Below are 26,032 nucleotides of genomic sequence, written 5' to 3' on the forward strand. Positions count from 1 at the left end.
TCAGCCCTTGGCGAGGATGTCGACCACGAAGACGAGCGTGGCGTTCTTCGGGATGCCCGAGCCCTCCTGCGGGTTGGCGCCGTAGGCGTCCTCCGGCGTGGCGACGATCAGGACCTGCGAGCCGACCTTCTGCCCGACGAGCCCGGTGACGAAGCCCTTGATGAGCGCGCTCTCCGACACGGTGAAGGTGGTGGGGACGCCCTTCGACCACGAGGAGTCGAACTCCTTGCCCGTGTCGTAGACGACGCCCTTGTACTGCACGAGTGCGGTGTCGCCGTCGGCGATCGCGGAGCCGTCGCCCTGCTTGAGCACCTCGACCGTGGTCTTCGTGGGCGCCTTCACGCCGTCGGGGATCGTGATCTCCGGCTCGCCGCTCGACTTGTCCGTGACCGTGGGCAGGGCCGGGTCTTGGTCCTTCGGGGTGCCGTTCGCCTTGGTGGGGGTCTGCGCGACGACGTCGGCGACGACCACGATCTCGCCGCCGGTGTTGAAACCGAGTGCCGAGGACTGTCCGACCGCGGCGATCCGGTCGCCCACCTTCGAGCAGGCGAGGAGTGCGCCGAAGCCCGACCCACCGACGGACAGGACCTGCGGGTTGCCCTCGTCGAAGCCGACGGTGCCGAGCTTCTTGGCGTCCGACGTCTTGTACACGCTGTAGGACACCTGCGCGTAGTCGCCCTCGTCGAGCGCCGCGCCCTTGCCCTTTACGAGCCGGGTGGCCTGCGGCGTCTTCGCGGACAGGCCAGAGGCGAACTTGACGGTCGGGGCCTTCGTCCCACCGAACGACCCGGTCGCCTCGACGGCGTCGGAGGCCTTGCCCGGGTCGGGGCAGGAGGTGATCGCCGAGGCCGTGGCGCTGGCCGACGGGGTCGGCGAGGCCGAGGACCCGTTCGAACCGGAGCCGGAGCAGGCGGCGAGTCCCAGCACGACGGCGGGGACGATGGCGATCGGGAGCAGGCGGAGACGCTTCACGAGGACCTAGTCTGCCCCACCAGTCGAAGAGTCCCCTGCCAATGACGCAGGTCGGACGACCAGCTGCGGCTCGTGGTGCACCGGGAACGCCACGGAGCGCGCGATGAAGCAGAGCTGGTTGGCGGTGACGTGTGCGGCTTCGGCGTCCGCGACGCGGTCGGCCTCGAGGATCGTGACGACCGGGTGCAGGGTCGCCTCGGTCAGTTCACCCGAACCGTCACGGTTCAGGCGGAGCGACGCGGTCGCGGTGTCCTGGTAGTCCACGACGGTGAAGCCCTTCGTGACCGCGACGTGCAGGTAGCTGAGCATGTGGCACTGGGCCAGCGCCGCGACCACCATCTCCTCGGGGTTCCAGCGGTCACGGTCCCCGCGGAACGTCGGGTCGGCGGAGCCGGGGACGTCCGGCTTGCCCGTCGCCGAGACCACGTGTTCGCGGCCGTAGTCGCGGTACCCGGACGTGCCGGTCCCGCGGTCGCCGGTCCAGCTGACGGAGACCTCGTAGGAGTGGTCGTGCACGGGTGTGCCCCTTCGCCTTGGCTAGCATGGCGGCATGACGGTGAGCCCCGAAGTCCGCAGTGATCGCCATCCTCTCACCGCCGACGGTTCCGTCGAGCTGGCGGTGCTCGAACGCTCAGGGTTCGACGAGAGCCGACACGTCGGCGCCGGCGTCGTCGTCGACGCGACCGGCACGGTGATCGACTCCGTGGGTGACGTGACGGCGAGCATCTACCCGCGTTCCACCATGAAGCCGTTCCAGGCCCTGGCGGTCCGACGCGCCGGCGCGCTGTTCTCGGACGAGGAGCTCGTCCTCACCACCGCGAGCCATGCCGGGACCGCGGCGCACCAGGCGCTCGCCCTGCACATGCTCGAGTCCTTCGACCACGTCGAGGCCGACCTCGGTTGCCCGCCGGACATGCCGTTCGACCGCGGCACCGCCCGCACGATGGACGGACCCCGCCGACTGGCGATGAACTGCTCCGGCAAGCACGGCGGCATGCTCGCGGCATGCCGGGTGAACGGGTGGGACGAGGCCACCTACCTCGACATCGAGCACCCACTGCAGCAGCGGGTGCGTTCCGTGGTCGAGGAGTACACGCACGAGACCGTCGACCTGGTCGGCACGGACGGCTGCGGCGCCCCCGTGTTCCCGCTGACCCTGACGGGGCTGGCACGCGGGTTCGCCGGTGTCGTGGCACGGGCCGACGACGACTCCGCCGCGCTGACCGACGCGGTCCTGGCGCACCCGTGGGCGATCGACGGTGTCGGGCGTGCGAACACGGTCACGATCGAGCGGCTGCAGGTGCTGGCGAAGCTCGGTGCCGAGGGCGTCATGGTCATGGGGTTGCCCGGCGGCGCGGCGGTGGCGGTGAAGGTGCTCGACGGCTCGCAGCGGGCCGGCACCCTGGCGGCACTTGCCCTGCTCGAGCGGAACGGGCTCGTCGCGTCCGACGGCGTGGCCGAGGTGCTCGCGGCGACCGGTGAGCGGGTGCTCGGCGGTGGCGTCCCCGTCGGTACGGTGCGCGTCGGTGCCGGGCTGCGCTGATCCGTCGCGGGTGCTGATCCTCGGTCGGCGCTGATCCTCGGTCGGTGTTGTCCTTGGCGCTGGTCATCGGTCCGCACGGACGGGGTCAGGGGCGAGGACCGGCAGTGCCGGGAACACGCGGACGACCCCGTGGCCGTCGAGTCGACGGACGGAGCAGCCGTACCGCGAGACCTCGACGGTGACGTCCCGGTGTCGGGGCGCTGCTCCGAGTCCGGGGACGAGCACCACCGTGCCGTGCGGTCGGCCGTCGGCGCCCATCCACACCGCGACCGAGGTCCCCGACGGGAGGGTCTCCACTGACGGCGCGCTCGAAGTGGTCGGGGCCGGATCGTCGCTGCGGGAGCCCGCGGCGTCGAGGAGTCCTGGAGCGACGGCCCACCGCAGATCGTCGTCGGCGTGGACGGCAGCGGCGCGGAGCTGCTCGGCGAGCCCACGGAACACCGCGACGGCGAGTGCTCCGGCCCCGACGACCACGATGTGGGAGCCGGCGTCGACGCGGAGCAGGTTGCCGCCCGGCCCGTGCCCGAGGACGACTACCGCGGTGCCGTCATCGTCCTCGGGGGTCGTGCCCGTCGGCTGCGCCGGCGAGCCGAGGGGATCGGCCGCGACGGGCTGGTCCGGCGCACGCGGCGCAACGACCTGGGCCGGACGGGTTCCGGGATCCGGCAGCGCCGATCGGTGCAGCACCACGTCGACCAACGCGCAGCACGCGCCCGCGCCGAGCAGGACGCTCTGCCCGGCGCCACTGATCGGCGCGAGGACACCGGCCACGACCAGCGCGACCGCTGCCCCCACGATCACACAGCGGGCGGCGAAGCGGGACATGTCCCCATCGCACCAGGGACGAGGGGCCCAGCGCTGGTCCGCGACGGGATCTGTGGAGAAGTCGCCTACTGCACGAGGAAGAACTGCTCACCGATGTCGACGCGCGCACCACGCTCGACGCGGTACCGCCGACCGGGCTCGCAGCGGCGGATCGATCCGTCGATGTGCCGGACCACCGTGCCGTTGCCGGAGAACCGGTCGGAGACCCACAGGTCGTCGCCGTCGCGGCCGAGCTCGAGGTGGGTCTTCGACACGGACTTGCCCGGATCGTGCACGGTCAGCAGGTCGTCGTACCGCTCCCCCGGCTGCGGTCGTGGCAGGCGGCCGAGCAGACCGGTGCCGTGCACCCCGAGCCGTTCACCCGTGCTGAAGTGCAGGACGAACGGCGCCCGGGTCGGGGTCTTCGCGACGATGCGGGTCTCGTCGACGTCGTCGTCGGGGTCGTCGGGCTCATCGGCTCCGGCGTTCGACTCCGACGGGCTCGCCGGCGGGAGCGGCAGCGCGGGTCCGGTCGCTCCCGGGATCGGGGGCAGCGGCGCAGCCAGGGGCGCACCGGGCGCGGTGGCGGACGGCGCGGAGGACGGGACGGTCGCGGAACCGGGCACCGGCGGGAGCGGGGCGCGCGGTACGGCGGACGCCTCGGGCTCGCTGACCGGGGCAGCGTGCGCCCGCCGGGCGCGACGGCCCGAACCGGACTGCTCGACCCCGGCGCGGACCGGCTCGTCGTCCACCGGGACCTCGTCGTGCGGCTCATCGCCCTGCTCGTCGTGCGCAGCGAGTTCGTCGGCGCTGTTCTCGTCGGACTCGTCCGAGCCCGCGGGGTCGGACGAGCCCCCGGCCGGCTCGTCCGCATCGTCGGCCGTTCCGGACGTCTCGGTGCCGTCAGGCCCCTGGGTGCCGTCAGACCCCTGGGCGCTGTCAGATCCCTGGGTCTCGTCGGAGCCCTCTGCTGCCCAGTCGGGTCGGGTCATCGGCAAGGGCATGACCGGGCCGGTGAAGGCCGCGGTGACCGCCGGGCGGACGGCTCCGCACTCGCCGCAGAAGATGTCGTCGGGCTCGAGCCGGTTGCCGCAGACGTGGCAGATGGTCGTCTCGTGCATGCCGGGGGTGACGAGCGGGGCCGGACGCGGCGGCCGTCGGTCGATGAGCGGCTCGACCACGGCGGTGTCCCCGGGCTGCGGGGGCGACATGACGGCGGGCTGGTCATCGGCGGCACTCGTCTCCGACGCCGCCACGATCACCTCGTCGCGCTCCGGCTCGGAGCCGGCCTGGGCATCCTGTTCGCCCTGTGGGTCCTGTCCGTCCTGTGGGTCCTGTCCGTCCTGTGGGTCCGACGCAGGAGCCGCGGTGCCCTGCTCGGCGGCCGGGTCGGCGGGTGCTCCTGGCACCGGCGGAACGACCGGCTCGGACGGCCTCTCGGCAGCCGGGGTACCACGGCCCACCCACCAGGACGGACCGGCGGGTGCCGCTGGGGGTGCGGTGGCGGCCGGCGTTGCCCACACGGGCAGAGCGGGCTCCGCGGTGTGCGGGGGCGCGACGGGCTGCTGCGCCGTCTGCTCAGGGCCCGGCGTCGCGGCATCGCGCACCGGGGCGGCGGGCGTCGCCGCGCGACCCGGAGCCGGGGCGATGCGGGTGCGCTCGGGGTCGTCAGCGTCGAGGAGCTCGGACGGGTAGGCGTCGGGGTCGAGAGCCGGCTCCGGATCCGACTGGCCCGGCGCGCCCGACCAGTCCCCGAGTCCGGATCCGGCGCCGTGCACGTGGGAGGGCGCCTGGCGCGGCGCGAAGTCGTCGGGACGCTGCACCGGCACGGGTGCCGGCGGTTCGGTTCCACGGCGGTCGGCACCGGTGAGCCAGGCGCGGGTGGCGGGGTCGAGCGTGGCTTCGGGCAACCAGGCGTCGGAGGCCGGGTCGGACCGTCGGCCGTGGGCGTCGGGCTGCTGCAACGGTGGCGGCGGTGCCTGTTCGACGGGGGTCGGCGCGACCGGGCGACGGCTCGCCGCGGCGGTGACCGCGCGTCCGCACTCACCGCAGAAGATCGCCCCGTCCGGGAGCATCGATCCGCAGTGTTCGCATCTGATCACGTGGTGCCTCTGTCCTCACTCGGCCGTCCACGACGCTCGTCCGGCCTCTGGACATCGTAGTCGCCGTGCCCCGACGCAGCCTGGCCGTCGGTTCCACGACGGGACCGTGCCGTCGGACGACGCCCGGCTCCCCGCAGCGACCGGAGCGACACGGCGGTGCGGAACCGCTCCCGCCGGGTCCGCCCGGTCCGGAGCGAACCGATCGCGTCGTCCGTCGCCGCCCACATGCGATCGGCGGTGGACTGGTCGGCATCGCTCGGACCGAACACCGCACGGTCGGCCAGCGCCGCGAGTCCGGTCCCGCCGTCGCCCGGTGCACCGACGACGGCTTCACGCCGGGTGGCGGATCGCCGTACGTCGTGCCCACGGTCGAGCAGCGCGTCGCGGTACTCGTCCCAGGCGCCGACGATGCGACCCCGGTGCGTGGTGGCGTTCCGCCGTCGTCGCCGTCGCAGTCGCTTCAGCAGCACGATCACGGCGAACGGCAGCAGGACGAGTGCGACGACGCCGAGGGTCCCGAGGGCCCAGGGCAGCACCGCGAGCAGGATCCGGAGCCAGAGCGGCTGCACCGGCGGCGTGTTCCGGTCACTCTCCGGAGGCGTCTGCTGGTCCTGGTCCTGCTGGTCCACCGGGGGCGGCGGCACGACCGTCTCCGGACGGGTCACCGGCTGCGGGGTCTGCTGCTGCTCGTCCGGGATCTCGCGCACCTCGGGGTTGGGGTTGAGCATCACCCACCCCCACTGCGCGGTGTCCACCTCGATGCGGGCCGTGACGTCGGACCCGCGGAAGGTCGTCGTCCCGCCACGCGCTGCGGTGCCGTCGCTGCCCGAGTCGCCCCCGGCGGTGAAGCCCATCACGACCCGCGCGGGGAACCCGATCTGGTCGGCCATCAGCGCGGCCGCCGCGGCGTACTGTTCCTGGTCCCCGATCATCAGGGGCGCGGTGAGGAGCTCCTGGACACGGTCGGCGCCGTGGCCGGACCGGCTCATCCGGTCGTCACCGACACCGTGACTGACGTACCCCTTCCGCTGCAGTGCCTGCACCGCGGCGAGGAGCTTCGCACCGGGTGCCGAGACGTCCTTCGTCGTCGACTCCACGGTGTCGCGCACGGCGTCGGGGACGTCCCGTGCGGTGGGGACCGCTGCGCTCCCCGGCCGCGCGGTGGCCAGCTGCCGTTCCGTCGGCTGGTCGGGCAGCACCGCCGTCAGGTCGTAGGACGTGCCGTCCCCCACTCCGCCGACCACGGCGCCGGTGCCGGTCGATCCGTTGTAGAAGAACGCGCCGCGCTCGTCGTCGGCGTCCTGCCCGGTGAACTCCACGCGCTCCAGGTCGCCGACCGTCGGCAGCCACACACCGCGGTACCCGTCGACCGTCACACCGACGTCGACCGTGGTGCCCCGGACCCCACGGACGTCGACCGAGGTCGGCACGCGTTCGAAGGTGCCCGAGCCCGCCGAGCCGTCGGCACCGCCGACCCGGTAGACCACGCCGTCGTAGGTGTCGAGGGTCGCGATGCGGACGAACCCGCCCTCGGGCAGGCCGGTCACCCGGAGCTGGGTCGCGTCCGAGGCGGTGGATTCCTCGTAGGCGCGGAACCCGCTGAGCGGACTGACGTAGTCGCGGGGGTCGAACGGCTTCACGACGTCGGTGCGCGCGACGATGCGGTCGCCGGAGGGCGGTGCGACCAGGCCGAGCCCGGTCGCGACGACCGCCGCGGCCACGATGGTGCCGGTGCCCACGAGCGCGGGTCGGACGATGGACCGTGCGACCGGCACACGGGAACCGATGGTGGTCGCCACGGCGACCGCGCGACGCGCGTGCCGGACCGTCAGCGCCCAGACGAGGGCGAGGCCGACCAGGACGACCGCCGTCACGATCGACGTGTCGAGCCGGCTCGGCCCGACGACCACGCCCACCGCGAAGAGCACCAGTGCCGGGATGCTCGCGAGTTCCTGCCTGGAGGCGCGGGTCGCCACGCTCACGGCGGTCACCGTCGCCACGAGCAGCGTCACGAAGTAGGGCACGAGGAGCGCTTCGTAGGAACCCACCGGAAGGCTGATGGTCACCAGCTGCTTCCAGCCGAGGGCGACGCCGGCGAAGAGGTCGAGGAGTCCGTGTCCGGTGGGCAGCAGGCCGTTCGCCTGGCTCGGCACGGCGGCGGGGACGCCGGTCAGCGTGAACGCGGCGACGGTCGCGATCGCCACGACGGCCATCGGGAGCCGGAGCAGGGTGCCGAGGAGCGCGACGACCGTCCCGATCACGATCGCCGTGACCGCGGCGGTGATCATCGCGCCGTCCCGGTACACCGGCCACCAGGACGTGCTCGCGACGGCCAGCAACAGCCAGACCGCCAGTGTGCCGCCGGCGAGGCGGAACGGGACGAGCCGGCGGGCATCGCGACGGTCGGACCGTCGGGTCGAGCGTCTCGCCCGGTCCGGGGCCGGGGTGGTCACGGGTGCGGCGCTCATGCTGCCGACGCCGATCGGTGCAGGGCGTGCCGGAGGTCGTCCAGGTAGCCGATGGTCATCACCGTCAGACCCGCGACACGCAGGAACCGCGGCTGAGCCTCGGGCTCGCAGATCACCGCGACGACCTCCACCCCGACGGGGAACCGCGTGGCGGCGAGTCGGAGCGCGGGCAGGCCGACGGTCGAACCCACGACGAGGAACGCGACGGAGATGCCGTCGGTGTCGCTCCCCACGATCCGGGAGACCTCGGCGATCGGCAGGCACGCGTCGGCCAGGCCGACCGAGGCGAAGTCGTCGAGCAGGCGCGTCGGCGTGACGGTGGGGAGCGTCCGGACGGCGTACACCGCACGCTTCGCGAACTCCGGCGTGCGCTGGGACACCACGACCGAGACCTCACGGCCGTCACGGATCGCCCGCGCGCCGAGGGAGGCGGCCGCGCTCACCGCGAGCTCGAACTCCTCGTCGTCGGCGAACTCACCGCGGGCGATGCCGAGCGCGACGACGAGGTGCGAGCGACGGGTGTCCTCGAACTGCCGGACCATGAGCGCGCCGGACTTCGCGGTCGACTTCCAGTGGATGGTGCGCGGGTCGTCGCCGGGCATGTACTCGCGGATGGCGTGGAAGGCGATGTCCGCGGGCGACAGGTCCGTGGTCGCCTGCCCCTCGAGGTCACGCACCAGCCCGGTACTCGTCGACGGGATCGCGATGGTGCGCGGGTGCACGATGACCTGCTCGCGGGCGGTCCAGACGAGTTCGCGGCGGACGAGTCCCACGGGGTCGGCGCGGACCCCCGTCACGGGCCCGACGTCGAGCACCCCGCGGCGGAGCGTCGGGACGGGGACCTGCCGCTCGAAGTCGCCGTGCGGCCCGATGGCCGGGATCGCGACGTCGACCAGACCGGATCCGACCGGCACCTCGACGGTGGTCGGCACCGACGGCAGGCGCGTGGGGTTCTCGGCCGTGATGATCACACCGGCGTCATCGCCGACCGCCACACGGTGCTGCGGGAGCCGCATCCGGATCACCAGCCGTGACCGGCCGATCAACGCCACCGCAGCGACCACCGCGAGCACCGCGCCGGCGAACCCGACGACGACGATCTCCCGCAGACCGAAGCGGTAGCCGGCCACGAACGCGACGAGCGTCAGCGCGGCGACCGTCCACCCGAGCCCGGTGACGACGGACGAGACCTCGCCCCAGAGACGCAGGACGAGCCTCCAGGCCGTTGCCCAGAGCCGGACGATCCCGATGACCGCATCCGCTGCGACGCCCTCGCGGTCACCGACGATCCGCGTCCGGACGTTGGTCATGCCGGTGACCGTCCCCGTGCGCTCGTACGCCGTCGTGCCACGACGCGACCGCGTCGAGGACGGACGGCGCGAGCGCGTGGAGACGGACCGGCGGTCCGTCACGTCGTGACTCGGTCGGCGGGCGGCGGGGTCTCCACCAGGAGCTGCGCGATGACGCTCGGTGCGCTGACGCCGTCGAACTCGGCCTCGGCGTCGAGCACCAGGCGGTGCGCGAGGACCGGGACGGCCAGCGCCTTCACGTCGTCCGGTGTGACGTAGTGGCGACCGCTCAGCGCCGCGAGGACACGGGAAGCACGGATCAGGCCCATCGCCCCTCGGACGCTGACGCCCAGCCGGACCTCGCTCGCGGAGCGGGTCGCGTCCACCAGGCGGGCGACGTAGTCGGCGATCACGGCGTCGACGTGCACGGTGCGCGCCAGGGCGGCCATCTCCGTGACGGTCGCGGCGGGCACGACGCTCGCCAGCGGGACCGACGCCGACGGAGCCGACGAGGTCTCGAGGATCTTCACCGTCGCCGCGTGGTCGGGGTAGCCGATGGAGGTCTTCATCAGGAAGCGGTCGAGCTGTGCCTCGGGCAGGCGGTAGGTGCCGGCCTGCTCGATCGGGTTCTGGGTCGCGATGACCATGAAGGGCGCGGCGAGACGGTGGTTGACGCCGTCGACCGTGATCGCGGACTCCTCCATCGCCTCGAGCAGCGCGGACTGGGTCTTCGGGCTCGCACGGTTGATCTCGTCAGCGAGCACGATGTTCGCGAAGACCGGTCCGCGGTGGAAGTCGAACTCCTGCGTCCGCTGGTCGTAGACACTGATGCCGGTGATGTCGCCCGGCAGCAGGTCGGGGGTGAACTGGATGCGGTTCGTGGTGCCCTGCACGCTCTGCGCCATCGCTCGGGCGAGGCTCGTCTTGCCCGTTCCGGGAACGTCCTCGAGGAGCAGGTGCCCCTCGCTGAGCATCGCCGTGACCGCGAGGCGGATCACGAACGTCTTCCCGAGGAGCACCTGCTCGACGTTGGTCACGATGCGGCCTGCGACGTCGGCGAACCAGGTGGCCTGCTCCGGGGTCATGCTCATGCGGGATGGTCCTTCGGTCGTGGCGGGAGGGCGGCGTTGGCGGGTCGGGGCGGCGGGGATCAGCCGCCGGGGGTTGGTTCCGGGGCAGGCTGCTCGGGAGCGGGAGCGGGGGCATCGGCAACCGGGAAGGCCTCGGTGGGCTCACCCTCCTGGGACAGCTCGGACCCGTCCGCTGTCCTGACGGTCGCGCGGACCTTGACGGAGCTGGCACCGACCGGAGGGGTCGGAGCGGTCTCCCCTGCGTTCCAACTGTCGGTGCCGACGAACACGTTGCCGCCCTCGTCGAGGAACCAGTCGGCGGTGAACCGGACCGTGCCACCGCCGGGACCCGAGACCACCAGCGGCTTGCCCTGCTGCGCCGCGGTCACGGCCACACGGGTGTCGAAGGCGGCGGCGGCACCGGTCCAGGACTGGTCGTCCGTCGTGCAGAACGTGCTCCCTGGTCCGCCGCACGCGCGGAGGACCAGCTGCGAGGAGACGTTGCGACCGCCCGTCCCAGGAACACCCGTCCACGTCTGACCCGGCTGCAGCCTGACCGTCTGTCCGCCGGTGTCGAGCTGGTAGTGGTCCACGCTCCGCGACGGTGCCGTCACGGAGACGTTCCAGAGGTTGGTGCTCGTCTGGGTCGTCCCCACGTCCGGCCGGTTCGTCCCCGACGGACGCTCGTAGGTCACGGCGTCGACGTACTCGACGTTGCAGAAGAAGCCGTTGGAGACGGTGACGGCGTACCGCGTCGAGCCGCCACCGACGCCCGAGTCACGGGCCGGACTCGAGCTGCCGATCGAGTTCGAGGACGGGGCCGCGCAGTCCACGTTGCCGGATCGGAACACGGCGTACCGGAGACCGGAACCGCCAGCGGCATCGCCAGCGCTCCAGCTCACGGTCACGGTCGAGCGACCCGACGAATCCGCCTGGTCGCCGGCTACCGCCTGGAGGTTCGTCGGCTTGCCCGGCGTCCCGACCGCGCTTCCGGTTGCGGACGCGGAGTTCCACTGCACGACGGTGCCGTTGCGGTCTGCGGCGTTCCGGGCCGACACGGTGACCGTGTACTGGGCGGCACTCTGGGCACCGGTGAACGAGGTGCTCGTAGCGGTGCCGGTGTTGCGGGTGTCGGACAACCCCGGACCCTCGATCGTCACGACGTAGTTGTCGACCGCGCTGCCGTTGTTCGGCGCGGACACCTTGCCCCACTTGACGTCGAGCTGGTTCGGCGTCGACCTGCTGGGCGTGACCGTGATGCCCTTCGGCGGTGCCGGCACGAAGTCCGCACTCATCGGACCCGAGCGGGCCGAGGGCTTCGAGTCACCGATCGCGTTGGTCGCCACGACCTGGAACCGGTAGGACTCCTTCGGGTCGAGGCCGGTGACCGTGCACACCGTCGCGGTCCCGCAGTTCTTCGAGACACCGTTGGTCCCGACGACGCGATAGCCCGTGATGGGCGAGTTGTTGCTCTGCGGGGTCGCCCAGGTCAGCGTGGCCTGACCACCGTCGTAGGAGCCGGTGCGGGTGGGCGCCCCCGGCGCGTCCGGGACGTCCTGCACCGAGATCGTGACGTCGCCCCAGACGTACCGGTCGGGGTCGTTCGTGGCGTCCGCCACCTGGTACTGCAGGTGCGCGTCGCCGGGCTTCGCGGTTCCGGCGACCGCGACCTGCAGACGCGAGCGATCACCGCTCGGCGTGACGGTGACACCCTTCGGGAGTCCGCCGGACAGACCGCGGATGTTCACGACGCGCAGCCGCTCGCCGGGGAACGGGTTGGTCGGCTGGTCGTTCGTCAGCACGTCGAGGGTGGTGGTCGCCCCGCGCTTCGTGACCGCGCGGTCGGCGCCCGGCTGGACCACCGGCCGGGTGGAGCCGACGACGCCCACGGCGACCGTGCCGGCACGACCGGCGTTGGCGTCGTCCGCGACGCCGATCCCGATCGACGCGGTGGTGTTCTTCTTCGCGGTGTCGGCGACTGCGATGGTGAGCTGCTGCTTCGCGATCGACGCGGTCGTCCCAGCGGCCGGCCGGCCGACGATCGAGTACCGGAGCTCCGGCAGGTCCTTCGGGTACGGGTAGTCGGTGAGCTTCGTCAGGTCGATCTTCCGCGTCTCGCCCGGCTGCATCTCGATCGAGGAGCCCGCGAACGCCGGCGGCTGGTTCGACCGGGGCGTGACCGTGATCGGGAGCACGAGGGTGGCAACGCGGCCCTTGCCGCCGTTCGCCGACGAGCCGTCGGTGACCTCGAACGAGATCGACGCCTTGCCGTAGTAGAGCTTCGACGACGTGAACTGCAGCGTCGACGAGTCCACCACCAGGCTCTGCCCGTTCGCGTGGGTGGCCTTGACCGTGCCGCGGTCGGTGATCTTCGCGGTCTCGCCGTTCGCCGTCACGACGAAGTCCTGCAGCGGGATGCGGACCGTGGCCTCGCTCTTCACCGTGACCGCGCCGGCGCTGCGGTTGATCTGGGGCAGGGCGTCGTCGAAGCCCGGCACGTTGATGAAGCCGTAGGAGACGATGTCCGGGTGGTCGAGCCGGGCGACCGAGAACGGGATCACCTGCGAATCGTCGGTCAACCGGACCGTGATGCGGCCGTCGCCGGTGGGCGTCGCCGTGTCGCCGTAGCCGGGGACGACCCCGACCCGGAGGTCGGCCGCGGTGCCCTCGGCGAAGAAGACGTTGTCGAGCACGTCGACGGTCACGCTCTTCCGGCGGAGGATGTCCTGCAGGTCGAGGGTCGTGTCGTCGACCTCGGGCCGGAGCGGCTGGGCGTCCGGGTCGACGGTCACCGTGAGGAAGGTCGTGCTCGATCCCCCGCTGCTGTTCGCGACGGTGTAGAGCACGGCGTAGTCACCGCGCTTCGCCGACTTCGGGGGCGTGACGCGGATCTGCTGCTTCCGGAGGATCTTCGCGGTGACGTCCTCGGCCGTCGGCTCGGCCTGCGCGACGGTGAGCTGCCCGCCCTCGGGGTCGGAGTCGTTCTGCAGGACACGAACCGTCACCGAACCACCGGGACGGATCGTGACGTGGTCGGCCTCGGCCACGGGGTTCGAGGCCTGCTCGGCGCGGGGTGCGATGCCCACCCGCACGGTGCCGGACGCACGGGCCCCGAGAGCGTCCACGACCGTGTAGGTGAACTCGTCGGTACCCGCCGAGTAGTCGCCGGCCTCGTAGGTCAGGGCGTCCGAGGCGACGTCGGCGACCGATCCCTTGTCGGGGTTGGAGCCCACCCCGACGAGCTGGACGGAGTCGCCGTCCGGGTCGATCCCGTTCAACGGCACGCTGATCCGCACCGACGACCCGGCGACCACGCGCGCGGTGACGGTCTGCGGGACCGGCGGGTTGTTGGTCGCGGCGTCACGCTCGCGCACCGAGATCGACACGGCGGCATCGGCGTACTGGCCGTCGGGGCCGGCCACTCGGTAGACGGCGGTGTAGTTGCCCGGCGTCTTCGGGGCGAGGTAGCGCAGGTGGTCACCGGAGACGAACAGCAGGCCGCCGTTGCCCGGCACGTTCTGCACCAGTTCGGGCTGGAGCGTCAACGGTTCGCCCTCGGGCTGGGTGTCGTTGCCGAGCACGTCGATGTTCGCGACGTCTCCGACGCGCACGGTGGCGGTGTCGGGCTGCGCGACCGGAGGCTGGATGCGGTCGGGCTTCGGGATCTCGACGACGGTGATCGTGCCGGGGGACGACGCCAACCCGTTCGTCTCCGTGTACCCGAACGAGACCGGACCGTCGAGCGGCGCCGTGAGCGTGACGCGGACCTTGTGCTGGTCGAGGATGCTCGCCTGCACCCCGCTGCCCCGTCCGGGTCCGTCGAGCGCCGTCACGAGCAGCACCCCGCCCGCCGGGTCGATGTCGGTCGCGGTGACGTCCGTGTCCTTGGTGGACAGGGTGTTGACGAACACCGTCTTCGGCGTGGTGATCGGCGCCGTCGAGGCGTCCGGTGGCGCGAGGACGGTCACCCGGACGATGCCGCTCGACGTCTTCACGCCGTCGGTCACCGTGTACTCGAGCTGGTGGTCGCCCGCCCGCTCCCCCTGCACCCGGAAGGTCCCGGCGTCGTAGCTCGGGGTGACGGTGAGCCCGGATGCCGACGACACGCTGGTCAGTGTCACGGTGCCGTTGCCACCACGCACGTGGTCGAGTGGCTCGACCGTGAAGGCCTTGCCGGCGTACCCGGACACGGGGAACGGGTCGGCGCGCAACGGGACGGTGCCCTGCTTGGCCACCCGCACCGTCACGGCGCCCCGGCCGTCAGCGCGTCCGTCGCTCACGACCAGCTGCACCGACCGCTCACCGGTGCGGCCGCTGTCGTTCCGGAAGTCGAGCAGGCCGTCCGGTGTGGTGGACACCCGGTCGCCGTTCGACGCGGTGGCCGACTCCAGGTACACCGGGTCGCCGTCCGGGTCGATCCAGTCACCGAGCACGTTCGAGACCACGTGCCCGTTCTGGACGACGTCGGCCGAGGTGTCACGGACCTGCCGCGGCGCCTCGTTCTCGCTGTCGGGGCGCACGCGGATCCGGACCGTCGCGGTGTCCGATCCGCCGTTGCCGTCGGTGATCGTGTACGGGAACGTCACGGTCCCGGTGGCGCGCGGCGACAGCGTGACCTGCAGACGTTGTCCGTCACCGACGATCGCGACGCGGCCGGCGGACTTCGAGATGGTGCCGACCTCGCTCACGATGATCGGGTCACCGTTCGGGTCGTAGTCGTTCAGCAGGACCGGGAGGCTCGTGGTGCGTCCCGGACGAGCGCCCAGATCGTCGTCCACCGCCACCGGCGGCTTCTGGTCCTTGTCGACCTCGGGGTCGTCGTCGGAGACCTGCTCCTGCTGTTGCTCGTCGTCCTGCTTGATCAGGTCGGCCCAGTTGTCGATGAGCTGACCACTCCGGTCGATCGCCCAGGATCGGCCGCTCGTCGGGTCGTTGGCGACCACGGTGTCGCCGTTGTGCAGGATCTGCAGTTCGCTCGTACCGCCGGTGCTCGCCAGCCGCTGCAACGCGCTGCCGTCGCACGTGTCGATCGCCTGTCCGCCTGCCCACGCGGCGTACGTGCAGGAGCCGTCGACGTAGGGCCGCGCGGCTCGTCCGGACACCTCGAGCGCGGTGGCGTCCACGGTGCCGGAGGCACTGACGCGGACCAGGCCCGCCGTGCCCGCGACCGTGACCTGGGCCGTGGTGTCCGACGACCGCTGGAGGGCCGGCGACGACCCCACCCGGTCGCCGAGCTCGACGGTGCGCCCGTCGACCGACAGGGCACCGCTCGTGCGGTCGAGCACGGCGAGGTGCCCGTCGAACGTGGCGACCTGGAAGTCGTCGCCCCGGTCCATGTCGACCTTCCACCGTTCGGCGACGGTGAGTGTCGTGCCGACATCGACCAGCGACGCCGTCCCGGTCTTCGCGGAGTAGACCGCGACGTGGCCGTCGGAGGCGTCGAAGACGGTGTCGGCGCCCAGGGTCAGGTCGGCCTTGGCCGACGCGTCGAACTCGGCGAGGTCGCTCGCGGGGGTCGACCAGAGCTCACCCGTGTCCGCGTTGCCGATGACCGCGGTGTCGCCCGCGAAGAAGACCTGCGGCGTCCCGGCAGGCAGCGTGATCGCATCACCCACGGTGGCGTCGGCGACGTCGACCCGGGCGACCGTGCCCTTGGTCTCGTCGACGCTGTAGACGGTGGAGCCGCGCTGCAGCACGGACAGGTCGTCGCTGGCCGTCTCGACCGCGGTGTTGAGCTGCAGGATGCCGGTGTTCGCCCGGCCGACCGCGCCGTACTCGGCCGAGGGCACCCAGACGGTGCCGTCACCGAGGTCGACGCGTTGCGTGTGGTACCCGGTGGAGACGATGGCCGTGGTCGCGACGACGGCGGCGACGAGCACCGAGGCACCGGTGGTCACGGCTGCGGAGCGGTGCTTCGCGAGGAGGGCGCGGATCACCCGGCGCTCCCGATCGTCGCGCACTTCTGCGCGCTCGCAGCACCCGTCTTGCCGTCGCGGTTCACCGCGACGGCGATGCACTCCTCGTCGCCGCGTTCACCGGAGACGACGAACGTCGTGCCGGTCTGCTGGCTCGAGGACCCGTTGGACGAGATGACGTACGTGTCGCTGCTGCGCAGCCCCGGGTCGGTCCAGCTGAAGGACACGGACTGCGGCGACGGCTCGGCACGGACCTCGGCCACGACCGGGATCGCCCCGGCGCCGAGCCGACCGACGACGACGACCGTGGCGATCGCGAGGGCCGCGACCACGACGACGGCGAGGGACGTCGCCCAGACCAGGGTCGAACGGGTCCGGCGACGGGCACGGGTCACGGACCCGGTGCGGTGCACGGTGCCGACGCTGTGCGAACCGCCGGCCACGACCCCGCCCTGCACCGCGCGGCGGGTCCGACGACGCGCACCGACCCGGGTGGGTGGCTGCAGCTCACGGATCACGGTGCGGTCGCCGTGCTGGGTGGGCGTCGAGATAGCCCAGGCCTCGACCGCGACGTCGGCGGACGTCTGCGGGATGCCGAGCTCGGCCTCGACCTGTTGGAACCCACGCACGAGTTCCATCACCGTCGCGGGGCGTCCCTGCGGCTTGCGGGAGAGCGCCGAGGCGAGCAGGCGCTCCAGCGACGGCGGCACGTCGGTGCGACCGGTCGGCTTCACGCCGCCCTTGTCGATCCGGTGCATCAGGTCGTTCGCACCGTTCTTGCCACCGCGGACCTCGAACGGGCTGCGCCCGGCGAGGAGCGAGTACACCGTCGCCGCGAGTGAGTACACCTCGGACTGGATCGTGCCGCGCGACTCGTCGATCAGGACCTCGGGCGCGGACCACGGGATCGACATGCCGATCGGCTCGTCGGGGTCGCTGCCCCCGATCGTCGCGGCGATGCCGAAGTCGGAGAGCACGGGGTTGCCGTAGGCCGTCAGCAGGATGTTCGAGGGCTTGATGTCGCGGTGCAGCACGCCCTCACGGTGTGCGGTCTCGAGCGCCGAACCGATGCGGATGCCGATCGACAGCACCTCGGACACCGGGATCGGTTCGCGACGGTAGCGCTCGCTGAGGGACGACGAGCAGAGCTCCATGACCAGGTAGGGACGGCCGTCAGCGGCGACGCTGGCCTGGAAGACGGTGAGGATCGACGGGTGCGTGCTGAGCCGGGCCATCAGGTTGGCCTCGGCCTGGAACATCTGCCGGACGCGGTCGTCGACGACCTCGTCCAGCAGCACCTTCACCGCGACCTGTCGTCGGGGCATGTCCTGTTCGTAGAGGAAGACGTCGGCGAAGCCACCGGACCCGAGGACGTGGACGGGACTGAAACCGCCGATCACGGGCGGGTTGGACGGCAGGCGTCTCGCCATGGTCCTCTCCTCCCCCGGCCGAGCGGCCAGCTCTCTCGACGTGGCCATGTCATTGTACGAAGCGTGGGTGACGGACATTCCGCACGCCGATCCCCCACAGCTCGACGCGTTCCCCCAGTTCGGGGGCCAGTCAGTGCCTCGGCAGCGTGTCCTCGAGGTCGCCGTCGTCCGGTGCGGCATCGACCTGCAGCACCACCACGGTGACGTTGTCACGACCGCCGGCCACGACGGCGTCGCCCACCAGACGCTCCGCCAGGTCCTGCGCGCCCGGCTCACGTGCCGCGATGCGCGCGATGCCGGCGTCGCCGAGCTCCTTGGTCAGCCCGTCGGAGCAGACGATGTAGCGGTCACCGGCTCGCAGGGGCAGGGTCCACCAGTCCGGTGCCGGCGGTTCGCCGAAGCCGACCGCACGCGTGATGACGTTGCTGTCCGGGTGCTGCTCGGCGTCCTCGGCACGCAACAGACCGGCGTCCACCATCTCCTGCACCACCGAGTGGTCGACGGTGACGCGGCGGAGCACGCCGTCCTCGATGCGGTAGGTGCGGGAGTCACCGACGTTGAACACGAGCGCTGCGGGCTGCCCGAGCGAGGCCACGAGCGCGATCCCGGTGACGGTGGTGCCCGCGCCGATGGCGTTGCCGCCGGCTGCGCGCTCGATGTCGGCGGTCGCGAGGAGCAGTGCACGCTGGATGCCCTGGCGCGTGGTGAACGGTTCGGCCGTCACCTGTTCGAGCCGACGCACGACCGCGTCGCTGGCGCGGTCCCCCGCGAGGTGCCCGCCCATGCCGTCGGCGACGACGAAGAACGGCGCGCCCACGATGTAGCTGTCCTCGTTGTGGTCACGCCGTCGACCGACGTCGGTCGCGGCTCCCCACGAGAGCGTCAGGGTGGCGCCGTCGGCTCCGGGGACGTCGATGGCGTGCGCAGTGGCTGCTCGGCCGAGTTCGGTCACGTGTCAGGATCGCTCTCTGGTGGGTCGGGGCGTGCCGTGTGCTGTCTGATCGGAGGGCCACGGGGGAACCGGAGGCAGCCCCTCTGCCGGTGCGACCCGGAGGTACGGCGAGAGGACCTCGATGGCGTTGCCGTCACCGATCTCGACTACCGTACCCGTCAGCGCCACGATCGACGCACCCGACGCCATGCGGTAGGCGGGCGCACCGGCCGGGCGGACGACGGTGCCGTTCGTGGACCGGAGGTCCTGCACGACGACGGCTTCGCCCTCGGCGTGCATCCGGACGTGGGACGACGACACCTGCCCGTACGCCGACCGCACGGTCACGAGTTCGGGCTGCGGACCACGGGTGACGCGGGGCAGCGACGGCCGGCGGCCGATGACCACCGGGTGGTCGAGCCGGAAGGTGCGGTCGCCGATGCGGATCGAGGGCACGCGTGCCGCGGGTGCGGCGGGTACGGACGGGACGGCCGGGAGGCCCGGGGCAGCACCCACGAACGGGCCCGCTCCGGCGCCGGGACGCGCCGGCACCCGGACGACGGTGTCCTCCGGATCGACGTCGTCCACCGCTGCCGGCGCCTGGGCGGGTGCACCGACCGGGGGCCGGATGACCGTGTCACCGAGGACCCCGTCGTCGGACCCGGGGTCGGAGTCGGGGTCGGAGTCGGGACCGGCTCCGGGGAGGACGGGACCAGCGCCGCGGATGACGGTGTCACCGACGGCGTCCGCCGTCCGGTCGCCCGCCGGCGATCGTCGGGGTCGCCGGATGACGGTGTCCTCGATGTCGTCGTCGTACAACCGGAGCCCTCCCAGTGTGGTCTCCCCCACCGTAGACGATCCGGTCGACCCCACGTCATCGACGCTCCCACGACGGCCCGCTGCCCGCGACGACCGAACGCAGGACGAGCCCCGCGAGCGGGTCGTCGACGCGCGTCTCGAGGGCGTACCGGGCACGCGTCTCCGCCCGGGCCCAGGACCCGAGCGCCCACGCGCACCAGGCACCGAGCGACAGGGCACCGGCGGCACCCGACGATCCGTCGAAGGGGCCGTCCTGCGCCCGCCACACCCGCCACGCGTCGGCGCACCGGTCACCGGCGAGCCGCACGCGGGCACGATCGGGAGCCGGGCCGAAACCGTGGAGCGCCGGTGGTGTCGGGTCGGCGAAGGGGTCGAACACCCGGATCGACCGCGGGTCCGGCGTGCCCTGCGCCGCGATGAACGGCACAAGGGCCATCCGGGGCGCGAGTGCGCCGCACGCGGTCACCACGGCCGTCGCAGCCGCCGTCGACAGGTCCGCACGGCCGGGCGCGACCAGCGCGGCCGCTGCGGCGGGGAGGGTGACCGCCGCGGCGATCTCGCGAGGGAAACGGACTGCGGAGCCGGGGCCGGACTGTGCCGTGAGAGGGATCATGCACGCCATCGAAGCGTGCTGCGGGCCTCCAGGCAGGGGCGCCCCGGCCATCTGTGGACCGGAGCTGCCCCACCCACGCCTGTGGAGGACGAGCCGGCGGAACCCGCTCAGGCGGCGACGGGCTCCAGGCTCTCGGCGACCAGGTCCCAGCCGCCCTCGTTGCGTTCGACCACCACGCCGTTCGCCGCCGCCCAGACGACCAGGTCGTCCATGCTGCCGATGCTCGCGCCGGTGCGGGCGAGCAACGCCACCAGGCGGCCCTTCGCGGTCTTGTTCCAGTGGTTCAGTGCACGACGACGACCGGAGCCGTCAACGCTCACCACCCGTGGTGTGACCGCTCCGGACACGGGGCCGAGCTGCCGGTACCCCTCGGACCGCAGGTCGAGCACCAGGCCGTCCGCACGGGTCAGCAGCGAACGGGTCGACACCGTGGGCCAGTGCGCGGCCAACCGGATCGAACCGAGCCGCGAGTCGTGCGACAGCCGGTACGCCGGGATCGGGTCACCGGCGCCGATCGGGCCGAACATCGCGGACTGCACGATCACGTGCTCCGCCCACCACGCACGGGTCGCCGCGTCCGCGTCCTGCACACCCAACGGGTCGTAGAGGACCCCCGTGTACCGCTCGATCGCGGGCATGGTGCCCGAGTTGTCGAGCTCGAGGTTCCGGAGGCGCTCGGCGATGGACTTCGGACCGAGCTTGAGTGCCGTCCTGGCCGAGGACTCCTCGGAACTGACGAAGCGGGCCGCGGTGATCACCGCGGCCCGCTCATCGGCCAGTTCCGGGAACGAGAGTGCACGCAGATCGAGCGTGCGGCTCGTGTCCCCGCCCTCCCGCTTCGTCTCCGAAGGCGGGAGCAGGACGGTCAGTCCGGTCAGGACGCCAGCGCGGCCTGCCGCGCGACGATCGTCACCGTGTCGTGCTCGACCGACAGGAAGCCGTCCTCGGCGTCGACCGCGACGGTCGACCCATCGGCCCGCGTGATGCGGACCTGACCCTGCGCCAGGATCGCGAGCATCGGCTCGTGTCCGGCGAGGATGCCGATCTGGCCCTCTGTCGTCCGTGCGACGACCATGGTGGTGTCGCCCGACCAGACCTCGCGGTCAGCCGAGACGACGCTCACGCTGAGACCCGCCATGTCAGCGGTTCTCCTTCTGGATCTGAGCCCACTTCTCTTCCACGTCGTTGATGCCACCGACGTTGAAGAACGCCTGGGTCGCAACGTGGTCGAACTCGCCGTCGGCGATGGCGCGGAAGGACTCGATGGTGTCCTTGAGCGGCACCGTGGAGCCCTCGACGCCCGTGAACTTCTTCGCCATGTAGGTGTTCTGCGAGAGGAACTGCTGGATACGACGAGCGCGCTCGACCGTGATCTTGTCCTCTTCGGAGAGCTCGTCGACACCGAGGATGGCGATGATCTCCTGCAGTTCCTTGTTCTTCTGGAGGATCTGCTTGACGCGCGTGGCCGTCTCGTAGTGGTCGGCACCCAGGTAGCGCGGGTCCATGATGCGCGACGTCGACGCCAGCGGGTCGATCGCGGGGTACAGACCCTGCGACGCGATCTCACGGGAGAGCTCGGTCGTCGCGTCGAGGTGCGCGAACGTGGTGGCCGGAGCCGGGTCGGTGTAGTCGTCAGCCGGCACGTAGATCGCCTGCAGCGAGGTGATCGAGTGACCACGCGTCGAGGTGATGCGCTCCTGGAGCACACCCATCTCGTCGGCGAGGTTGGGCTGGTAGCCCACGGCGGACGGCATGCGGCCGAGCAGCGTCGAGACCTCGGAGCCGGCCTGCGTGAAGCGGAAGATGTTGTCGATGAAGAGGAGCACGTCCTGCTTCTGGACATCGCGGAAGTACTCCGCCATCGTCAGCGCCGACAGGGCCACGCGGAGACGCGTTCCCGGCGGCTCGTCCATCTGGCCGAACACGAGGGCCGTCTTGTCGAAGACACCCGCCTCTTCCATCTCACCGATGAGGTCGTTGCCCTCACGGGTGCGCTCACCGACACCGGCGAACACCGACACACCGCCGTGGTCCTGCGCAACGCGCTGGATCATCTCCTGGATGAGGACGGTCTTGCCGACGCCCGCACCACCGAAGAGGCCGATCTTGCCACCCTGCACGTACGGGGTGAGGAGGTCGATGGACTTGATGCCGGTCTCGAACATCGAGGTCTTGGACTCGAGCTGGTCGAAGGCCGGGGCCTTGCGGTGGATCGGCCAGCGCTCGGTGATCTCGAGCTTCTCGTCCGTGTTGAGCACGTTGCCGAGGACGTCGAAGACCTTGCCCTTGGTGACGTCGCCGACGGGGACCGAGATCGGAGCGCCCGAGTCACGGACCTCCTGGCCACGGACCAGGCCGTCGGTTGGCTTCAGGGAGATGGCACGGACGAGGTCGTCGCCGAGGTGCTGCGCGACCTCGAGGCCGATCTCCTGCGACGAGTCACCGATGGTGATGGTCGTGAACAGGAGGTTGTACATCTCCGGGATTGCGTCGTGGGGGAACTCGATGTCGACGACGGGGCCCGTGACACGGGCGATCCGGCCGACACCGGGCGCCGACGACGTCTCGACCGCGGTGGTTGCGGTGTCGGTCATGGCTGGTGCCTTCCTGAGGGTGGGTATCTGTCCGCGAACGACGCGAACTACTTCTTCTTCGACGAGAGGGCGTCGGCGCCGCCGACGATCTCGGAGATCTGCTGGGTGATCTCCGCCTGACGCGCGTTGTTCGCGAGTCGGGTGAAGTCACGGATCAGCGAGTCGGCGTTGTCGCTGGCCGCCTTCATCGCCTTCTGACGCGCGGCGTGCTCGGAAGCAGCCGACTGCAGCATGGCGTTGAAGATGCGGCTCTCGATGTAGACCGGGAGCAGCGAGTCGAGCACCGCATCGGCGTCCGGCTCGAACTCGTAGAGCGGCAGGGGCTCGTTGCCCTCGGGCTCGTCGATGCCCTCGACGACCTCGAGGGGCAGCAGGCGAACGACCTGCGGCTCCTGGGTCGCCAGGCTGATGAACCGGTTGAACACGATGTGGATCTCGTCCACGCCGCCGTCAGCGGTGTCCTGGAGGAACTTCGCCACGACGGCGTCGCCGATCTCCTTGGCCGTCGAGAACTCCGGCTGGTCGGTGTTGCCGACCCACTGCTGCTCGGACGGACGCTCACGGAACGCGAAGTACCCGACGGACTTGCGGCCGACCAGGTAGTAGACGACGTCCTTGCCCTCGCTGCGGAGCAGGGAGGCGAGCTCCTCGCCCTGCTTGAGGACGTTCGTGCTGAACGCACCGTTCAGGCCGCGGTCCGAGGTGAAGAGCACGACGGCTGCACGGGTCGACGACTCCGGCTCGGTGGTCAGCACGTGATCGACGTTCGAGAACGTCGCCACGGCCGACACCGCACGGGTGACGGCCCGCGAGTACGGACCGGACGCAGCCATGCGGGCCTGCGCCTTCTGGATCCGCGACGCCGAGATCAGCTCCATGGCGCGGGTGACCTTCTTCGTGGTCTTCGCCGACTTGATCCGCTGGCGGTAGACCCGGACCTGCGCTGCCATCTACCGACGACCCTTGACGATCTGCTCCTGGTCGACGTCCTCGGCGTCAGCCGCGTCGAACTGCTCGGAGCCGAGGGTCTTGCCGTCGCTCGTCTGGAAGCTCTTCGTGAACTCGTCGATCTGCTTGTCCATCTCGGCGACGGTCTCGTCGCTGAGCTGGTTCGTCTCGCGCAGGGTCGTGAGGACGTCGGAGTTGCGACGCAGGTGGTCGAGCAGTTCGGACTCGAAGCGGAGCACGTCCGGCACCGGGACGGTGTCGAGCTTGCCGTTCGTGCCGGCCCAGATCGAGACGACCTGCTCCTCGACCGGGTACGGCGAGTACTGCGGCTGCTTGAGGAGCTCGGTCAGACGCGCACCGCGCTCCAGCTGACGACGCGAAGCCTGGTCGAGGTCGGACGCGAACATCGCGAACGCCTCGAGCGAGCGGTACTGCGCCAGCTCGAGCTTCAGCGTGCCGGAGACCTTCTTGATCGACTTCACCTGCGCGTCACCACCGACGCGGGACACCGAGATGCCCACGTCGACGGCCGGACGCTGGTTCGCGTTGAAGAGGTCCGACTGCAGGAAGATCTGGCCGTCGGTGATGGAGATGACGTTCGTCGGGATGTACGCCGAGACGTCGTTCGCCTTGGTCTCGATGATCGGCAGACCCGTCATCGAACCGGCGCCGAGCTCGTCGGACAGCTTCGCGCAACGCTCCAGCAGACGGGAGTGCAGGTAGAAGACGTCACCCGGGTAGGCCTCCCGGCCCGGCGGACGACGCAGGAGGAGCGACACCGCACGGTAGGCCTCGGCCTGCTTCGACAGGTCATCGAAGATGATGAGGACGTGCTTGCCCTGGTACATCCAGTGCTGGCCGATGGCCGAACCGGTGTACGGGGCGAGGTACTTGAAGCCGGCCGGGTCAGAGGCCGGAGCGGCGACGATGGTGGTGTACTCCATCGCACCGGCGTCCTCGAGCGCACCCTTGACGGAGGCGATCGTGGAGCCCTTCTGACCGATGGCGACGTAGATGCAGCGGACCTGCTTCTCCTCGTCGCCGGACTCCCAGTTGGCCTTCTGGTTGATGATCGTGTCGATCGCGATGGCCGTCTTGCCGGTCTGGCGGTCGCCGATGATCAGCTGACGCTGACCACGGCCGACGGGGATCATCGCGTCGATGGCCTTGATGCCGGTCTGCAGCGGCTGGTGGACCGACTTGCGGGCCATGACGCCGGGAGCCTGGAGCTCGAGGGCGCGACGGCCCTCTGCGGCGATCTCGCCGAGACCGTCGATCGGGGCGCCGAGCGGGTCGACGACGCGACCGAGGAAGGCGTCGCCGACGGGGGCGGAGAGGACCTCACCCGTGCGGGTGACCTCCATGCCCTCCTCGATGCCGCCGAACTCGCCGAGCACGATGGCGCCGATCTCGTCTTCGTCGAGGTTCTGCGCCAGGCCGAGCGTGCCGTCCGCGAAGCGGATGAGCTCGTTCGCCATGACGCCGGGGAGACCCTCGACGTGGGCGATGCCGTCACCGGCGTCGGTGACGTGCCCGACCTCGGCCGTGGAGGCCTTCGTCGGCTCGTAGTTCGAGACGAAGTCCTTCAGGGCATCACGGATCTCATCGGGGCTGATGGTGATGTCTGCCATGGGATTTTCCTTGTGGTTTTCCGGGGCCCTTCGGCTCCGAGAGGGTGACGCTGCCGGACTCGGCAGTTCCCGTTGTGGACTTGGGGAGGAGCGGCTTCGACCGTACGCCTAGCCGGCGAGCTGGAGCCGGAGCTCCGAGAGTCGCGTGGACACGGTGCCGTCGATGACGTCGCCGCCGATCTGCACCCGGACCCCGCCGACGACCGTGGGATCGACGACCTGGTTGATGCTGATGTCCTTGCCGTACCGCTCGGAGAGACCGCGCGTGACGCGGGCCGACTGGGCGGGGGTCAGTGGCGTCGCCGTGACGACGGTCGCGACGAGCTTGCCGGCCTGCTCGGCCACGATGCGCGAGGCGTCGCGGACGATCTCACCGATGCGGCGGCCGCGGGGCTGCTGCACCAGGGCCGACACGATCGTGATCGTCTGCTCCGAGGCCTTGGCACCGAGGAGCCGCTCGACGAGCGCGCCCTTCTGCTCGGGGCTGCCGAGCTTGGTGCCGAGCGCCAGCTCGAGGCCGGCGTCCGAGCGGACGGCGGTCTCGAAGGCGAACAGCTCCGACTCGATCGACGAGTCCGGACCCGCGGTGGCGGCGACGGCGCGGATGCCCGCGTCCTCGATGCCCGCGAGCAGGTCCTGCTGCGAGGACCAGCGCGAGCCGGCCACCGCGGTCAGGACCGCACGCGTCGCGTCCGACTGCCCGGCGAAGACACGGTCGATGAGGACCTTCTTGCCGGCCGCGTCGGCCGTGGGGTCGGACAGCAGCCCGAGCAGCTGCGGCGCACCGGCGATCGCACGCCCGGAGGCGAGGATCTCGGCACCCGCGGCCAGGCCGGCGCTCGGACCGAGGTCCGACAGCACCGCCCTGGTGGACGCGAGTGCTTCTCTGGTAGCGCTGCGCAT

The 26,032-nt window shown here is 71.4% G+C and carries 19 protein-coding genes; 1 reads left to right on the top strand and 18 read right to left on the bottom strand.

Going from position 1 to position 26,032, the window contains the following annotated elements; genetic code table 11:
* Together ORG17_RS18340 and ORG17_RS09855 are read right to left on the bottom strand one after the other, a co-directional pair.
* A complete protein-coding gene (locus ORG17_RS18340) occupies positions 1 to 972 on the bottom strand; it encodes an FKBP-type peptidyl-prolyl cis-trans isomerase (protein WP_071244781.1) in 972 nt (323 codons plus the stop codon).
* A 6-nt stretch (positions 973 to 978) separates the two neighbouring features.
* Positions 979 to 1,488 carry an OsmC family protein gene (locus ORG17_RS09855; RefSeq protein ID WP_027465770.1) on the bottom strand — a complete coding sequence of 170 codons (510 nt, stop codon included), beginning with the start codon at positions 1,486 to 1,488 and terminating at the stop codon, positions 979 to 981.
* Between the two features lie 34 nt (positions 1,489 to 1,522).
* On the opposite strand from ORG17_RS09855, the gene ORG17_RS09860 reads away from it, so the two are divergent.
* Positions 1,523 to 2,515: an asparaginase gene (locus ORG17_RS09860; protein WP_214526172.1), complete on the top strand. Its 993-nt coding sequence runs from the start codon at positions 1,523 to 1,525 to the stop codon at positions 2,513 to 2,515.
* A gap of 63 nt (positions 2,516 to 2,578) precedes the next feature.
* Here ORG17_RS09860 and ORG17_RS09865 read toward each other — a convergent pair whose 3' ends face one another.
* The 16 genes from ORG17_RS09865 to ORG17_RS09940 form a co-directional block, all read right to left on the bottom strand.
* A complete protein-coding gene (locus ORG17_RS09865) occupies positions 2,579 to 3,340 on the bottom strand; it encodes a hypothetical protein (RefSeq protein WP_214526171.1) in 762 nt (253 codons plus the stop codon).
* 65 nt (positions 3,341 to 3,405) lie between these two features.
* Positions 3,406 to 5,421 carry a zinc-ribbon domain-containing protein gene (locus tag ORG17_RS09870; RefSeq protein ID WP_348522467.1) on the bottom strand — a complete coding sequence of 672 codons (2,016 nt, stop codon included), beginning with the start codon at positions 5,419 to 5,421 and terminating at the stop codon, positions 3,406 to 3,408.
* The gene (locus ORG17_RS09875; RefSeq protein WP_214526170.1) at positions 5,418 to 7,889 is read right to left on the bottom strand and encodes a transglutaminaseTgpA domain-containing protein; all 2,472 of its coding nucleotides are present in this window, start codon (positions 7,887 to 7,889) and stop codon (positions 5,418 to 5,420) included. The genes ORG17_RS09870 and ORG17_RS09875 overlap by 4 nt, the downstream gene beginning before the upstream one ends.
* Positions 7,886 to 9,199 (bottom strand): DUF58 domain-containing protein, encoded by a 1,314-nt coding sequence (locus ORG17_RS09880; RefSeq protein WP_232750176.1) that lies wholly within the window; start codon positions 9,197 to 9,199, stop codon positions 7,886 to 7,888. The genes ORG17_RS09875 and ORG17_RS09880 overlap by 4 nt, the downstream gene beginning before the upstream one ends.
* 98 nt (positions 9,200 to 9,297) lie before the next feature.
* Positions 9,298 to 10,269, bottom strand: a complete 972-nt coding sequence (locus ORG17_RS09885) for an AAA family ATPase (RefSeq protein WP_214526168.1) — start codon at positions 10,267 to 10,269, stop codon at positions 9,298 to 9,300.
* 59 nt (positions 10,270 to 10,328) lie between these two features.
* Positions 10,329 to 16,184, bottom strand: coding sequence for an Ig-like domain-containing protein (locus ORG17_RS09890; protein WP_214526167.1), 5,856 nt, complete (start codon positions 16,182 to 16,184; stop codon positions 10,329 to 10,331).
* Entirely contained in the window at positions 16,181 to 17,593 is a 1,413-nt protein-coding gene (locus tag ORG17_RS09895; RefSeq protein ID WP_250892079.1) for a serine/threonine-protein kinase, read from the bottom strand. Before ORG17_RS09895 ends, ORG17_RS09890 begins: the two co-directional genes overlap by 4 nt.
* A gap of 130 nt (positions 17,594 to 17,723) precedes the next feature.
* Positions 17,724 to 18,545: a PP2C family protein-serine/threonine phosphatase gene (locus tag ORG17_RS09900; protein ID WP_017885739.1), complete on the bottom strand. Its 822-nt coding sequence runs from the start codon at positions 18,543 to 18,545 to the stop codon at positions 17,724 to 17,726.
* A gap of 3 nt (positions 18,546 to 18,548) precedes the next feature.
* Positions 18,549 to 19,373, bottom strand: coding sequence for an FHA domain-containing protein (locus tag ORG17_RS09905; RefSeq protein ID WP_214526166.1), 825 nt, complete (start codon positions 19,371 to 19,373; stop codon positions 18,549 to 18,551).
* Positions 19,374 to 19,398: 25 nt separating this feature from the next.
* Complete coding sequence (locus ORG17_RS09910; RefSeq protein ID WP_173034056.1) at positions 19,399 to 19,956, bottom strand: hypothetical protein; 558 nt, start codon at positions 19,954 to 19,956, stop codon at positions 19,399 to 19,401.
* A 107-nt stretch (positions 19,957 to 20,063) separates the two neighbouring features.
* Positions 20,064 to 20,834: a YaaA family protein gene (locus tag ORG17_RS09915; protein ID WP_308113410.1), complete on the bottom strand. Its 771-nt coding sequence runs from the start codon at positions 20,832 to 20,834 to the stop codon at positions 20,064 to 20,066.
* The gene (locus ORG17_RS09920; RefSeq protein ID WP_027465776.1) at positions 20,831 to 21,094 is read right to left on the bottom strand and encodes a F0F1 ATP synthase subunit epsilon; all 264 of its coding nucleotides are present in this window, start codon (positions 21,092 to 21,094) and stop codon (positions 20,831 to 20,833) included. The genes ORG17_RS09915 and ORG17_RS09920 overlap by 4 nt, the downstream gene beginning before the upstream one ends.
* 1 nt (position 21,095) lies before the next feature.
* Positions 21,096 to 22,550 carry a F0F1 ATP synthase subunit beta gene (atpD, locus tag ORG17_RS09925; RefSeq protein ID WP_017885744.1) on the bottom strand — a complete coding sequence of 485 codons (1,455 nt, stop codon included), beginning with the start codon at positions 22,548 to 22,550 and terminating at the stop codon, positions 21,096 to 21,098.
* A 47-nt stretch (positions 22,551 to 22,597) separates the two neighbouring features.
* Positions 22,598 to 23,500, bottom strand: a complete 903-nt coding sequence (locus ORG17_RS09930; protein WP_027465777.1) for a F0F1 ATP synthase subunit gamma — start codon at positions 23,498 to 23,500, stop codon at positions 22,598 to 22,600.
* Positions 23,501 to 25,129, bottom strand: coding sequence for a F0F1 ATP synthase subunit alpha (atpA, locus tag ORG17_RS09935; RefSeq protein WP_027465778.1), 1,629 nt, complete (start codon positions 25,127 to 25,129; stop codon positions 23,501 to 23,503).
* 108 nt (positions 25,130 to 25,237) lie between these two features.
* A complete protein-coding gene (locus ORG17_RS09940) occupies positions 25,238 to 26,032 on the bottom strand; it encodes a F0F1 ATP synthase subunit delta (protein ID WP_027465779.1) in 795 nt (264 codons plus the stop codon).

This window comes from Curtobacterium flaccumfaciens pv. betae (assembly GCF_026241855.1).
In the GTDB taxonomy this organism is placed as follows: domain Bacteria; phylum Actinomycetota; class Actinomycetes; order Actinomycetales; family Microbacteriaceae; genus Curtobacterium; species Curtobacterium flaccumfaciens.